This window comes from Amycolatopsis sp. WGS_07, from assembly GCF_045278895.1.
GTDB lineage: Bacteria > Actinomycetota > Actinomycetes > Mycobacteriales > Pseudonocardiaceae > Amycolatopsis.
Genome location: NZ_CP136053.1, coordinates 2,700,725 through 2,714,704, shown reverse-complemented (window position 1 = coordinate 2,714,704; position 13,980 = coordinate 2,700,725). Strand labels below are relative to the sequence as shown.

The 13,980-nt window shown below is 68.6% G+C and carries 15 protein-coding genes; 3 read left to right on the top strand and 12 right to left on the bottom strand.

The annotated features are described in order from the left end of the window. Positions 1-103: 103 nt before the first annotated feature. Both RPX00_RS12720 and RPX00_RS12715 read left to right on the top strand, forming a co-directional pair. The gene (locus RPX00_RS12720) at positions 104-748 is read left to right on the top strand and encodes an SCP2 sterol-binding domain-containing protein (protein WP_406639721.1); all 645 of its coding nucleotides are present in this window, start codon (positions 104-106) and stop codon (positions 746-748) included. A 29-nt stretch (positions 749-777) separates the two neighbouring features. Next, positions 778-1,356, top strand: a complete 579-nt coding sequence (locus RPX00_RS12715; RefSeq protein ID WP_406639720.1) for an alkyl sulfatase C-terminal domain-containing protein — start codon at positions 778-780, stop codon at positions 1,354-1,356. Here RPX00_RS12715 and RPX00_RS12710 read toward each other — a convergent pair. The 12 genes from RPX00_RS12710 to pdhA form a co-directional block, all read right to left on the bottom strand. Next, complete coding sequence (locus RPX00_RS12710; protein ID WP_406639719.1) at positions 1,353-2,468, bottom strand: DNA cytosine methyltransferase; 1,116 nt, start codon at positions 2,466-2,468, stop codon at positions 1,353-1,355. The two genes, RPX00_RS12715 and RPX00_RS12710, sit on opposite strands and share 4 nt — an antisense overlap. 10 nt (positions 2,469-2,478) lie before the next feature. Next, positions 2,479-2,907: a very short patch repair endonuclease gene (locus RPX00_RS12705; RefSeq protein ID WP_101436811.1), complete on the bottom strand. Its 429-nt coding sequence runs from the start codon at positions 2,905-2,907 to the stop codon at positions 2,479-2,481. Positions 2,908-2,919: 12 nt separating this feature from the next. After that, entirely contained in the window at positions 2,920-3,384 is a 465-nt protein-coding gene (locus tag RPX00_RS12700; protein ID WP_406639718.1) for an FxsA family protein, read from the bottom strand. Positions 3,385-3,459: 75 nt separating this feature from the next. Then, positions 3,460-3,585, bottom strand: coding sequence for an SEC-C metal-binding domain-containing protein (locus RPX00_RS12695; protein WP_406642893.1), 126 nt, complete (start codon positions 3,583-3,585; stop codon positions 3,460-3,462). Between the two features lie 33 nt (positions 3,586-3,618). Further along, a complete protein-coding gene (locus RPX00_RS12690) occupies positions 3,619-4,119 on the bottom strand; it encodes a DNA topology modulation protein FlaR (RefSeq protein ID WP_406639717.1) in 501 nt (166 codons plus the stop codon). A gap of 17 nt (positions 4,120-4,136) precedes the next feature. Then, positions 4,137-5,321, bottom strand: coding sequence for a hypothetical protein (locus RPX00_RS12685; RefSeq protein WP_406639716.1), 1,185 nt, complete (start codon positions 5,319-5,321; stop codon positions 4,137-4,139). Next, on the bottom strand, positions 5,318-5,923 hold the full coding sequence (locus RPX00_RS12680) for an ATP-binding cassette domain-containing protein (RefSeq protein WP_406639715.1): 606 nt from the start codon (positions 5,921-5,923) through the stop codon (positions 5,318-5,320). Before RPX00_RS12680 ends, RPX00_RS12685 begins: the two co-directional genes overlap by 4 nt. Positions 5,924-5,933: 10 nt before the next feature. After that, positions 5,934-7,868: an ABC transporter ATP-binding protein gene (locus RPX00_RS12675; RefSeq protein WP_406642891.1), complete on the bottom strand. Its 1,935-nt coding sequence runs from the start codon at positions 7,866-7,868 to the stop codon at positions 5,934-5,936. Between the two features lie 20 nt (positions 7,869-7,888). Further along, positions 7,889-8,455, bottom strand: a complete 567-nt coding sequence (locus RPX00_RS12670) for a TetR/AcrR family transcriptional regulator (protein WP_406639714.1) — start codon at positions 8,453-8,455, stop codon at positions 7,889-7,891. Between the two features lie 109 nt (positions 8,456-8,564). After that, positions 8,565-9,944, bottom strand: coding sequence for a dihydrolipoamide acetyltransferase family protein (locus tag RPX00_RS12665; RefSeq protein ID WP_406639713.1), 1,380 nt, complete (start codon positions 9,942-9,944; stop codon positions 8,565-8,567). 16 nt (positions 9,945-9,960) lie between these two features. After that, entirely contained in the window at positions 9,961-10,953 is a 993-nt protein-coding gene (locus tag RPX00_RS12660) for an alpha-ketoacid dehydrogenase subunit beta (protein WP_406639712.1), read from the bottom strand. Beyond that, a complete protein-coding gene (gene pdhA / locus RPX00_RS12655; protein WP_406639711.1) occupies positions 10,953-12,191 on the bottom strand; it encodes a pyruvate dehydrogenase (acetyl-transferring) E1 component subunit alpha in 1,239 nt (412 codons plus the stop codon). Before pdhA ends, RPX00_RS12660 begins: the two co-directional genes overlap by 1 nt. A 361-nt stretch (positions 12,192-12,552) precedes the next feature. Here pdhA and RPX00_RS12650 point away from each other — a divergent pair, with 361 nt between their 5' ends. Continuing rightward, the gene (locus RPX00_RS12650; protein ID WP_406639709.1) at positions 12,553-13,974 is read left to right on the top strand and encodes a M20/M25/M40 family metallo-hydrolase; all 1,422 of its coding nucleotides are present in this window, start codon (positions 12,553-12,555) and stop codon (positions 13,972-13,974) included. The last annotated feature ends 6 nt before the right edge of the window (positions 13,975-13,980 follow it).

Below are 13,980 nucleotides of genomic sequence, written 5' to 3'. Positions count from 1 at the left end.
CTCGCTGGCACGGACGGTACCCGTCCCCAGGTCGGCGGCGTTGCTTGCCGCGCTACCTACTCGCCGGTAGCCTTACGGCGGAAAGTTCCGGAAGGGGTGGAAGATGGCCGACAACCCGGAGGCGACCAGCACTGACCTGGCCGGCCTGCGCGGGGTCGCGCTGCTGGACGCGCTGGACCGCACCGAAGCCGTCGACGCGAGCGCACTCGACGTCAACGCGGTCGCCGACGCGATCGACCCCCGCGAACTGGGCCGTTCCGACATGAACCGGCTGCTGAAGGCGCTGGTCCGGCTGTCGGAACAGGTGCCGGCGTTCTCGCTGGACAAGGTCGACCCGACGAAGTTCGCCACGCTGGTCGCACGCGCGTCGCGGGCACAGCTGGAGGCCGTGGTCGCCGAACGCACGCTGCGCGAGCGGGTACTGGACGAGATCTTCGCGCGCATGGGAGCGCACATCCGGGCGAAGTCGCTGCACGCGGTGGTGCACTGGCGTCTGTCCGGCGGCACCGGAGAGGGCGGCTACGACCGCTACGAGACGGTGCTTTCCGACGGAACCTGCACCGTGTCCCGCGAAATGCGTGAGAAACCCCGCGTGACGATTACGCTTTCGCCCGTGGACTTCTTCCGCATCATCACCCACCAGGCGACGCCCGCGGTGCTGTTCGTGACCGGAAAACTCAAGGTCAAGGGCGACCTGGCCTTCGCAGCCGGGCTGGTCGGCCACTTCGACCTCCCCCGACCGGCCTGAGCGCTCCGGTGTCCCGCTGGCGCTCGCGCATGCGTGCCGCGCACTCACCCGGTGAGCACGCGGTGAACGGTTTCGCCCGCACTCTTGAGGTGGGCAAACTGACGCCGGAGCAGTTCGTGCAGGTCCTGGAGACCCTGCACATGCTCGGCACGGCCGGAGCCGGCATCGACATCGGCTCGCTGACCACCCAAGCCTTGGTGGATGTCGTCGCGGCGGCTTCGAGGGAACAGCTGAAAGGCATCGCCGACCACGACGAGCTGCGTGCGGTGTTCCTGGACGAGATCTTCCGCCGGATGTCGGAACACTTCCGCCCCGAACGGGCCCGGCACGTGGACATCGTGGTCTCCTGGCGCTTCCCGGCGGGAGACGATTTCGACCGCTACCAAACGGTGATCGAGGACGGGCTGTGCGTGTCGAGCACCGACCTGGCCCGCACACCGGACACGACGATCACGGTGGCGGTGGAGGATTTCATCCGCATGGCGACCGGGACCGCGGCGGTGGCGGCGATGTTCGTGACGGGGAAGGTAAAGGTCAAGGGCGAGTACGCACCGGCGGTGCGGTTGTCGGGGTACTTCGACATTCCTAAGCCGACTGGGGCGGACTAGCCCGCGGCTTCGAGGCTCATCTCCCCACGCGCCAACGGCATCAGGTAGTTCTCCGACAGCCACCGCACCACCGGCACGCACACCGCGTCCCCGAAGCCGAACAGGGCCTGGTTGTTCCGCAGTCCCCCCAGCTCGTACTTCCCCGCCCCCATCAGCCGGGCGTACTCTCGCGGCGTCATCCATCGGACCCGCACCGACCCTCGGCCAGCCTGAACCACTGCTTGTTTGGACGACCCACCGCGGGCAGTGCGCAGGCAGCCGGAGATGTCGTCCGGACGGACTTCCCACACCGGTTTTCCGTTTCGGGTGCGGCGGTAAGCCGTCCGGTACACCAGTTTCTTCCCCGCCTTGAGCTGCGTAAGTCGTTCCAGTTGGAGCGGCGACAGCGATCCGATAAACGCCTCCGAGCGCGGGAGGTTCCACCAGCGCTCGTCATCGGCGGACAGGCGTTCGACGGCTGCGGACAGGCCGGTGACCAGCAGTGGCGGCGGCGCGGGCAGGGCGGCGCGATGTGTCCGCAAAGACGGGTCCAGTGCGAGCCAGGTCGGGCGGAGTGGCGAAGGGGTAGGCGAGTCCGACGGCGGGTTTTGCGCGCCGACGATGAACAACCTCGGACGCGACTGCGGAACGAAGCGCCGGGCGTCCAGGGTCAGGACGTCCGCGGAGTAGCCGAGGCGGTTGAGTTCCCGGATCGCGGCTCGGAGGTCTTCGCCGCCGTGGCTGGTGGCTAGGCCTACTACGTTTTCCAGCGCTACGACGGGCGGGCGGTCGGGGCCTAGTTCGTCGAGGATGCGGGTGAACTCCCAGAACGTCGACGAGTGCGAGCCGGCTAGGCCGCGGCGCCAGCCGGCCAGGGACAGGTCGGTGCAGGGGAACGAGGCCCAGGCCAGGCTGAGTCCGGCGGGCAGATCGGTGCCGCGCAGGGCGGCGACGTCGCCCAGGACGTACTCGTGCGCGCCCTGGTCGTTGAAGTGTGCCTCGTACATGGCTTGCTTCGCCGGTTCGATGTCGTTGGACCACGCGACGTCGAAGCCGGCCGGTTCGAGGCCTAGGCGCACGAGACCGATGCCCGCGAAGAACTCCGCGGCGGTGGGCTGACCCGGTAGAGGCATGGCGCCAACATTAATGGGGCCGGCGTTCCTTCACGGTCTCGATCACTCGCGACGCGGCGACGTCCGTCGCCTCGTGTTCCCAGATTCGTACGGACAGCCAGCCCGCTTCGAGCAGCAGTGCGTCAGTATTCGCGTCTCGGCGGCGGTTGGTTTCGATCTTGGTCCGCCAATAGTCCGCATTGTTCTTCGGCCAGGTGCCGTGTTCGGGGCAGCCGTGCCAGAAGCAGCCGTCCACGAAAACCGCGACTCGGGCGGGGCCGAACACCAGGTCAGCCTCGCGGCGGACGCCCTTGACCGGACGGCGGTGCACTCGGTAGCGGTACCCGGCGGCGTGCAGGATTTTGCGCAGCGCCATTTCGATCCCGGTGTTGCGGGACTTCTGTTTGCTCATCCGGGCACTCACCGCGGAGGTGGTTTCCAGCCGCTCCACGGGAGTCATTGTGGCAAAGGCTCAGCCTTCGACGATCCGGCCTTCGATCACCGGGTGGTTCGACGGCCGCGGCTGCTCGGTGACGACCTCGCTGTCCACCACCATCACCGGACCCCGGCGCTGGTTGGCGTACCGGATCGCGCGCTTCTCCGCGCGGCGCAGCCAGAATCGGCGGGCGACCGAGCGGGTCGGCGGCAGCAGGAAGAGCAGGCCGAGCACGTCGCTCACGAAACCGGGGACCATGATCAGCACGCCGCCGAGCGCGACGAGCATGCCGTCGGTCAGTTCCTTCTCCGGATTGCGGCCCGACTGCGCGGTGGCCATGAACGCGCGCATCGCCTTGCCGCCCTCCCGGCGGGCCAGCCACGAGCCCACGAACGCGCCCGCGATCAGCAGACCGATCGTGCCGAGCACACCGACGACCGAGCCGACCGCCCAGATGGCGGCGACTTCAGCGATGACGTAGAGCAGGAACACGACAGCCATATCCAGTGAACGAACGAGTGCCGGGTTTTGCTCCCGAGGGGGGATAAGTGCAGGTCAGCTGGCTGTCGTGGGCGGTCAGGAGAGGCTGGGACGGCCGCGGTATTTCTTGTACTTCGCGCCCGAGCCGCACCAGCAGCGTTCGTTGCGCGCGGGCGGCCAGCTCAGCGCGCCATCAGGCGAGCGCCTGCTGCGGCTCTCCACGATGTTCCAGCAGCTCACCGGCCCGGCAAGCGATCACCGCAGGTGTTGCAGGAACGCGGACACCTCGCGGGGCGAGCGCAGCAGCACCTGTCGCGCAGACGGGGCCTCGGCGGCGATCCGCTGCAGCATCAGCGGGCGGCGGCTCGGCCACTTCCAGATCCACTGGACCAGTTCGGCGTCGATCTTCGACACGCACCCGGCGGCCTGCGTTTCCTGGCCCCATTCGCGCAGCTGCCGGCGCACCGCGCGGAACAGGCAGACGTAGCGGGAGGCGTCGAGGAGCACGACGGTGTCGGCGAACGGCAGCCGCAGGTCGAAGGTTTTGCTGTAGTTGCCGTCGATCACCCAGCTGTCCGTGCTCGCGGCCTGGGCGACCGCGGCGCGGAATTCCTCCGGTGGGGCCGGGACCCAGCCGGGGCGCCAGTAGAGCCGGTCGAGGTGGGTGACCGGGATGTCGAGGGCTGCGCCGAGGTGCCTGGCCAGGGTGGATTTTCCGGCCCCGGAGCACCCGGTGACCATGATGCGTCGGCCCATGTCGAGGGAGCCTAGGACTAGACCGGGATAAAACTCGCGGCAATTAAGCCGAGCACCAGCAGATCCGGGCCCCGGACGAGCTGTCGCACCAGCCCGGCCGGGATCAGGACGCCCTCGTACAGCACCATCCCCATCGAGCTGAAGTCGAGCGGGCCGCGGGTTACCGAGCGAACGGCCGCGAGGGCGGCGATCAGGACAGCGGCTACCGCACCGATCGAAGCCGGGATGCCCAGCAGCAGGACCACGGTCGCCCAGATCAGGGCGAGCAGGCAGAGAAAAGCGCAGGTCACGCTATGCAGGCGCAGGTTTGACGCGGCCAGCCAGCGGCGCAGTCCGGGCACGCGATGCACCTGCGCGACGGGGGCGGTGAAGGGCAGGAGACCGAGGTAGCCGCCGATGCCGAGCAGCCAGACCGAGGTCACGGCGGGGAACGTCGCGTGCGTGGCGAGTACGGCGAGTGCCAGGAAGACCGGCAGGCCGAGGGTGTGGCGGCGCGCGAGAGTCCCCGTGACGACATACCGGGTGACGATGAAACGTCCGGCCAGCGCGGTCCGCCAGGGAACGGGACGTCCGGCCGGGAGGAGTGCCCAGACGTCCAGGAAGGCGGCGGACGTCCGGCGCACCATGCGTTCGGCGTAGTGCCGGATCAAGGTGTCGCGGGAAGCCTTGTGCGGTAAGGAAGAGGACCGGGACAAGGCGAGCGCGGAGAGTCCGGCGACAACCGCGTATGTCCACAGTGGAACGACCAGGGCCAGGGCAAGGGTAAGGGGCAGAAGGGATTCGCCGGGGAACGTCCGGCGGCGGCCCATCGCCAGGGCCAGCCCGGCGACGGTGACGAAGAGCGCGATCGGACCGGCCAGCGACGCCGGGAAGCCGATGAGCATGCCGGACACACCGAAGAAGTAAGCCGCCACGCCGAACCGGGCGGCCCAGTCCAGCACCAGCCGCTGGGTGAGCACGGAAGGGCGGCGGCCGTCGAAATCGTCCCAGGTCAGCGTGGCTGGATGAGCCCACACGTACCCGCGCCGCAGCGTCGCTCGCCACGCCAGTGCGAGGCCAGTGCACAGCACGAGCACGCTGCCGAGCGCGCCCACCGGTGCGCCGCCGATCAGCTGGCTCCGCACCAGTTCGGTGTTGTAGAACGGCGATCCCAAGAGCCCGACGGCGATGACCAGCGCCAGGACCAAGTCTGGGCGTTTCACAGGTCCACCACGTAATCCGCGACCTCGTCCGCGAGCGGCGGATGGTGGCTCGCCACGACCACCGCCGCGCCGCGTCCCGTGCTGGTGGTGACCAGGGTGGACAGCCAGGCCCGGCCGTCGGCGTCCAGTGCGCGTTCCGGTTCGTCCAGCAGCAGGACCTCGTGCGGGCGCGCGACCGCGGCGTGCAGCAGGAGTCGGCGGCGTTGTCCAGCGGAAAGCTCCGACGCGGGCACGTCGGGGGCGGGGATCGGGCCGTCGGCCAGTTCGCCGCCGAACGAATTGCGCAGCAGGTCGAGATGCTGGCGCGGCGTGAGTTCGTCGAAGAGCGCCGAATCGTCGAAAAGGACCGAAACCCGGCGGCGGAACGCGGCGGACCGCTCGTCCGGCGGTCCGCCGCAGACGGACACGGAACCCGACGTCGGCGTCTGGTTCCCGTAGAGACACCGCAGCAACGTCGACTTGCCCGTTCCGTTGGCACCGCGGACGACCAGGCATTCACCGGCGTCGACGGCTAGGTCGAGGCCGCTGAACAGCTCGGTGTCGCCCGCGGTGACCCCCAGGTCTTGAGTGGTGATGAGCACGAAACCCCCTCGGCTGATCACCCCAAGATAATCACTTCAGGTAAGCCTCCGCTTGTAGCGTGAACAATTCCGCGTACCCGCCCCCGGCCGCCATCAGCGCCTCGTGCGTTCCGTATTCCGCGACCTTGCCGTGGTCGAGCAGCAGAATGCGCTCGGCTTGGCGGACCGTGGAGAACCGGTGCGAGATGTAGAGCGTCGTCCGTCCGCGCGACAACGTGTGCAGCCGGTCGAACAGGTCGTGCTCGGCCTGCGCGTCCAGCGCCGAGGTCGGCTCGTCCAGGATCAGGATCGGGGCTTCTCGCTGGAAAGCCCTGGCCAGCGCGATTTTCTGCCATTCGCCGCCGGACAGCGAGACGCCCTGGTCGAACCAGCGGCCGAGCGGGCTGTCGTAGCCGGTCGGCAGCCGGGCGATGCGCTCGTCGGCTCCGGCCCGGCGGGCGGAGTCCTCGATGTGCTCGCGATCGGTGAGCCGGTTCAGGTCGCCGAGGCCGATGTTCTCCGCCGCGGTGCCCTGGTAGGTCACGTAGTCCTGGAACATCGCGCTGATCCGGGTGCGCAGTTCGACCGGGTCGTACTCGCGGATGTCCACGCCGTCCAGCAGGATCCGGCCCGCCGTCGGGTCGTACAACCGGCACAGCAGCTTGAACAGCGTCGATTTGCCCGCGCCGTTGCGGCCCACCACGGCGACGGTCTCGCCGGGACGGATTTCGAAGCTCACGCCGTGCAGCGCCGGTTCGTCCGCGCCGGGGTAGCTGAAGCTCACCGACTCGAACTGAATGTGTCCGTCCACAGTGGAGGGAAGCGGCCGCGGTTTCTCCGGTGCGGTGATTTCCGGCTTGGTGTCGAGGAATTTGTACAGCGTGTCCAGGTAGAGATTGTTCTCGTACATCCCGGAAAACGCGCTGAACAATCCGGTCACCGAGCTTTGCACCGACGTCGCGGCGGCGGTGTACAGCGCCAGGTCGCCCAGCGTGAGCCGTCCGCCCACCGCTTCCAGCGCGATGTACAGCGCGATCGCCGAACCGACCAGCGTGCTGAGCAATCCCCACGACGTCGAGCTGAAATTCCGTTTCACGGTCAGCTTTCGCTGCCGTTCATACGACACCGCGCCCAGCTTCGCGAACCGTTCCACGAAGTAGGGACCGAGGCCGAACAGCTTGGTCTCCTTGGCATACGTGTCCGTCGTGACCAAAGAGGACAGATAGTCCATCCGGCGTTTGATCGGCGACATCATGAAGGTGAGCCAGAACGCCCGCGAACCGTACTTCGACTGCGAGATGAACGCCGGGATCGGTGCCAGCAACGCGACCAGCGCGAGCAACGGACTGATCGACACGAGCAGCGCGATCATGCTGGCGAAGGTGATCATCGTGCGGATCAGGCCGAGTGCCGAGGTCATCATCGACAACGGCCGCGTCGGCGCTTCCTGCGCGGCCTGGCGCAGCATGTCGTACGACGCCGAACCCTCGAAGTACGCCAGGTGCAGGTCGCTCGCATGCCGCATGACCTGGTGCCGGATGGTGAGTGTCATCCGTTCCTGCAGCAGGGTTTGCGCGATCGTGGTGATCGCACTGCTGATCGCGGTCGCCGCCAGCACGCCGAACTGGAACAGCGTGATGCGCACGATGTCCGCGGTCGACCCGCGATGCTGAATCGCCGCGACCACCGAGTCCAGCAGGATTTTCGCGACGTACGCGGTGACTGTCGGCAGCAGCCCGGACGCCAGCGTGACCACCGCGAGCAGGATCGTCAGCGTCGGGCTCGCCTGCCAGGTCAGCTTCGCGACCTTCGGCAGGCCGCGGACGGTGCCGGCCACCGAAGTACGCATCCGAGACCACCGGGCCCGCAGGCCTTTCGGCTGTTCCGGCTGCTCCGGTTCCGCGATGTCGACCGGGCCGGTGAGGCCGCTGTCCGGCACGGATTGCGCCATCCGGCGGCGACCGCGGCGGCCGAGGACCATCTCGATCCCGCCCCCACCGCCGGGGATCACGCCAGCACCGAACCGTGCAGGAAGACGTCGATGACCTCGTCGGTAGTCGGGGCGCCCGGCATCTGCCGGGATTGCGTGAACAGCAGCGCCAGGAACAGCGAAGCGGCCTTGTCCACCGGCAGCCGCAGCCGGTCGGAGTCCGGAATGAACAGCTCCCGCACCGCGCGTTGCATCGCCTCGAGCGACTCGCGGCGACTGTCCCCGGTTACCGACTTGCGGTTGCGTGCTTCCTCCGGGCGCGGCCGCCCCGTCGAGGCCGCGGCCATCACCGCGCCCATCCGCTGCAGATGCGCGTTCATCGCCTCGGCGGCCTCCGCCAGCCGCTTGTCCAGCGGCAGCTCAGCCGGGATCTCCCCGATCATCTCCAACGCCTCCGCCGGATCGAGCGCGGCTTCCACACACGCGTCGAACAGTTCGTCCTTGTCCTGGAAAACCCGGAAGATGGTGCCCTCGCCGATCCCGGCGGCACGGGCGATCTGCGCGGTGGTGACCCCGCGGCCGTGTTCGACGACCAGCGGAAGCACGGCGCGGACGATCATCCGCCGCCGATCGTCCGGCGCCATCCCAGGTGCTCTTTTTCGCGTCTCCATGCTTTCCACGGTACGGAGTGAGTGCTCACTCCGTCAACTCGATAAAGCGAAGGGCCGTGCCACCTGGACACGGCCCCTCGGCTCAGTACGTGATCGCGACCGCCGGATCGGCGAGCAGCGCGCCGACGTCGGCGAGGAACTCCGACCCCTGCTGCCCGTCGACCACCCGGTGGTCGAAGCTCAGCGACAGCTGCATCACCTTGCGCACCTTGATCTCGCCGTCGACCACCCACGGGGTGTCCCGGATGGCGCCGACCGCCAGGATCGCCGACTCGCCAGGGTTGATGATCGGCGTGCCGGTGTCGACGCCGAACACGCCGACGTTGGTGATCGTGAACGTGCCGCCCAGCATCGCCGCCGGCGTGGTCTTGCCCTCGCGTGCGACGTCGGTCAGCTCGGTGAGCGCGACCGCGAGCTCCTTGAGCGACAAGGAATCCGCGTCCCGGATCTTCGGCACCACGAGCCCGCGCGGGGTCGCCGCCGCGATACCGAGGTGCACGTAGTCCTTGTAGACGATCTCCTGCGCCGCCTCGTCCCACACCGCGTTGACGTCCGGCGTGCGCTTCGCCGCGAGGCACACGGCTTTCGCCGCGAACGCCAGCGGAGTGAGCTTCACGCCGCTGAATTCACGCGACTTCTTGAGCTTCTCGCGCAGCTCCATCATCGGCGTGACGTCGATGGTGAGGAACTCCGTGACGTGCGGAGCGGTGTACGCGCTCTGCACCATCGCGGCCGCGGTCGCCTTGCGGACGCCCTTGATCGGCACGCGCCGTTCGCGGGTCGCCGGGTCGTAGCCAGACTCCACAGTGGACACCGCGGGTGCGGCGGAACCGTTGGCGGCGCGGTGGACGTCTTCGCGGGTGATCACGCCGCCGTCCGCGCTGCCGGTGAGCGAATGCAGGTCGACGCCGAGGTCCTTGGCCAGCTTGCGGACCGGCGGCTTGGCCAGCGGAACGTAACCGCCACGCGGGGCCGCCGGTTCTGCTTGGGCCGGGGGCTGCCCCAATGTGGCATTGGGTGCATGCGACGCACCCAATGTGGCATTGGTTGCGTCTGACGCACCCAATGCCACATTGGGGTGCTTTCGGGCCCGGCGAGTGGTACCGGCGGCCTTCGAGCCGTAGCCGACCAGCGGCTTCATCTCCTCCTCGGCCGGAGCGGCCGCAGCGGACTCGGCGGCAGCGGGAGCAGCGGCGGCGGGCGCGGCCTTCCCGTCCGGATCCACGTCCATGGTCAGGATCGGCGTCCCGACCTCGACGGTCTGCCCCGGTTCCACGTGCAGTTCGGTGACGACCCCGGCCCACGGGATGGGCAGTTCGACGGCGGCCTTCGCGGTCTCGACCTCGACCACGATCTGGTTGACCGTGACCGTGTCGCCCGGCTTGACGCGCCAGGCGAGGATGTCCGCCTCGGTGAGCCCCTCCGCCGTGTCCGACAAGGGGAACTGTTTGTACTCAGGCATTTCGGAAGGAACCCCCTTACCAGGCGAGCGAACGGTCGACAGCGTGCAGTACCCGGTCGAGGTCGGGGAGGTAGTGCTCCTCGAGCTTCGCCGGCGGGTACGGCGTGTCGAATCCGGTCACGCGCAGGACAGGGGACTCAAGGGAGTAGAAGCACTCCTGCTGGACCCTGGCCGCGATCTCCGAGGTCAGCGAGGATTCCGACGGCGCTTCGCTGACCGCGATGAGCCGTCCGGTCTTGCGCACCGACTCGAACACCGGCCCGAGGTCGAGCGGCGAGAGCGTGCGCAGGTCGATGACCTCCAGCGACTTGCCCTCGGCCTCGGCCGCCGTCGCGGCGTCGAGCGCCACCTTCACCGACGGGCCGTACGCGACCACCGTGGCCGACGTGCCCTCGCGCACCACCTGCGACTGGAACACTCGCGACGGCGACGCCGAGGTGTCGACCTCCATCCGCAGCGCGCCCGAGTGGTACAGCTTCTTGGGCTCGAAGAAGAGAATCGGGTCGTCCGAGCGGATCGCTTCCTGGATGCCCCAGTACGCGTCCACGGCGTTTGAAATCGACACCACCTTCAGGCCGGCGATGTGCGAGAACAGCGATTCCGGCGACTCCGAGTGGTGCTCCACCGCGCCGATCCCGCCGCCGAAGGGCACCCGGATCACGACGGGCATCTTGACCTTGCCCTGCGTGCGGTAGTGCAATTTCGCCAGCTGCGAGGAGATCTGGTCGAAGCCGGGGAAGATGAACCCCTCGAACTGGATCTCGCACACCGGCCGGAATCCGCGCACGGCGAGGCCGACCGCGGTGCCGATGATGCCCGACTCGGCCAGCGGCGTGTCCAGCACGCGCTGTTCGCCGAAGTCCTTCTGCAGTCCGTCGGTGATCCGGAAGACGCCGCCGAGCTTGCCGACGTCCTCCCCCATGATCAGGACCTTCGGGTCCTCCTCCATCGCGCGACGGAGACCGAGGTTGAGTGCCTTGCCGATCGTGAGCTTCTGCAGATCAGTCATCAGTGCTCACCTCGATTGTGGATGCTCGAGCCCGCAAGCGACTCTTCGGTGGCGAAACCGTCGAGATAGGACAGATACTCCTCGCGCTGCGCTTCCAGCACCGGCGAAGGTTCGGCGTACACCTGGGAAAACACCCGGTCCGGCGGCGGCTCCGGCATGTTGAACGTGTAATCGCGCAGTTCGGCGGCGAACTGGTCCGCCTCGGCCTGGACGCTGTCGAAGAACGCCTGGTCGGCGTGCCCGCCGCGAGCCAGGAACGCGCGCACGCGCTCGATCGGGTCCTTGAGCTTCCACTCCTCCAGCTCGTCGGAGAGCCGGTAGCGGGTGGGGTCGTCGGTGGTGGTGTGCGCGTCCATCCGGTAGGTGAACGCCTCGATCAGCACCGGGCCGTTGCCGTGCCGGCATTCCTCCAGCGCCCACCGGGTCACGGCGAGGCAGGCGAGGACGTCGTTGCCGTCCACGCGGATGCCGGGGAACCCGTAGCCGCGGGCGCGCTGGTAGAGCGGCAGCCGCGACTGGCGTTCGGTCGGCTCGGAAATCGCCCACTGGTTGTTCTGGCAGAAGAAGACCAGCGGCGCGTCGTACACCGCGGCCCACACGAACCCTTCGTGGACGTCGCCCTGCGAAGTCGCGCCGTCACCGAAGTAGCAAATGGTGGCCTCGCCACCCTCATCGCCAACCTTGCCCTCGAACTTCTGGCCCATCGCGTAGCCAGCGGCGTTGAGCACCTGGTTGCCGATGACGATGGTGTACGGGTGGAACCGGTGCGCCCGGTAGTCCCATCCACTGTGGTCGGTGCACCGGAAGATCCCGATCAGGTCGCGCATGTCGATGCCGCGCGTGTAGGCGACGCCGTGTTCGCGGTAGCTCGGGAAGGCCATGTCCTGCGGCTGCAGCGCGCGGCCGGAGCCGACCTGCGCGGCTTCCTGGCCGAGCAGCGGCACCCAGATGCCCAGCTGCCCTTGCCGCTGCATCGCGTTGGCCTCGCGGTCCGCGCGGCGCACCAGCACCATGTCGCGGTAGAGGTTCTTCAGCGTTTCGTCGTCGACGTCCGCGACGTAGCGGTCGAACCGCTCGGACGGGACGCGCTGGCCCTCGGGGGTGAGCAGCTGAGTCAGCTCAGCGCCACCTTCGCTTGTCGCTCGCAAACCGGCGATCACCTGTTCGGGGGAAGGCTGGGCCGCTACGGCGGCCGGGCCGTCTCCAGGTTCCGGGTGCGTCCACTGTTCGGACGGCATGAGCAGTTCTCCTCGGTGTCGGCGCCGCTGACGGCCGCTTGTGGCGGCCACAGCGACTGCACCGGCGGGGACCGGCGCCTCGGGTCCGAGGTGCTCCGGTCACCGTCGGCGTTGACGGTTCGTGGCCACATCCTGGCACGAGAATTGCTCCGATGGAGAGCGGCAGTTGCTGATTTGTTGCTGAGAAAACCTCGCTGAACAGGGGAAACGTTTGGACGCCCGAGTATGGGAGAGGCGATGGTCGGGCGGCCATCCCGCGTCCTACCTGCCCTCGCGAGCGGCGTTGCCGTCGCTAACCGGACTGAACACTCACGACGTTCAGTCGTGCCGGTGACGTCGGTCACCGTGGCAAGATGGCGCTGTGGAACAAAAATCCGTACGCGAATCCGTGGTCTCGACGTGGATCAACGACGTCACGCCGAGCCTGTCCGGTCTGGTCGCGATCCCCGCGCTGTCCCCGGCGTTCGACGCGGACTGGGCGTCGACCGGCCATCTCGCCGCCGCTGTCCAGCACGTCAAGGCCTACCTCGAAGGGCGCGACCTGCCGGGCGCGCGGATCGAGGTCGTCGAGCTGGAAGGCCGTTCCCCGCTGCTGTTCGTCGACGTTCCGGCCACCCCGGGCGCGACGGACAAGGGCACTGTCCTGATGTACGGGCACTTGGACAAGCAGCCCCCGGTCGGCGGCTGGTCCGAGGGCCTCGACCCGTGGACGCCGGTCATCCGCGACGGTCGCCTGTACGGCCGCGGTTCGGTCGACGACGGCTACTCCGGGTACGCGGCCAGTGCCGCGGTGGAAGCGGTGCACGCGGCCGGCGGCGAGCACGCGCGAATCGCGCTGCTGCTGGAAACCGGCGAGGAATCCGGCAGCCCGGACCTCCCCGCTTACCTGGAGCACCTGAGCGCGCGGCTCGGCGAAGTCAGCCTCGTCGTGTGCCTCGACGCGGGCGGCATGGACTACGAGCGGCTCTGGCTCACCACCAGCCTGCGCGGCATGGTGCACCTGACGGTCAACGTCCAGCTGCTCGCCACCGCACAGCATTCCGGCCTGGCCAGCGGGGTCGTCGCCAGCTCGTTCCGCGTGCTGCGGCAGCTGCTGGAGCGGATCGAGAACGCGGAAACCGGCGAGATCAAGCTGTCCGAGCTGAACGTCGAGGTGCCGGCCAGCCGTCGCGCCGAGATCGAGGCGGTCGCGGAGGTGGCTCCGGAAGCGCTGCGCACGGCGTTCCCGTTGGTGAGCGGCGGCAAGACGGTGTCCGAGGACGCGCTTGAGCTGCTGCTGAACAACTACTGGCGGCCGACGCTGTCGATCATCGGCGGCGAAGGGCTCCCGAAGCCCGCCGAAGCCGGCAACGTCTTGCGGCAGAGCACCACGCTCACGCTGAGCTTCCGTCTGCCGCCCACGGCGGTCGCGGAAGACGCGCTGGCGGCGATCAAGCGCGCGCTGACCACGGACGTTCCGTACGGCGCGAAGGTCACCATCGCCGAGGACCAGCAGGCCGAGAACGGCTGGAACGCGCCGGAGGAAGCCGCGTGGCTCACCGACGCGCTGCGCCGGGTCGACGACGAGGTGTTCGGCCGTCCGCACCGGGCCGCGGGCATGGGCGGGTCGATCCCGTTCATGGGCCTGCTCGGCGAGAAGTACCCGGAGGCGCAGTTCCTGGTCACCGGCGCGTGCGGGGCGGACTCCAACATCCACGTTCCCGACGAGTGGCTGAACCTGGACTACGCCCAGCAGGTCACCGAAGCGGTGGCGCACCTGCTGGACGCGCACGCCCGCAGCTGACGTCGT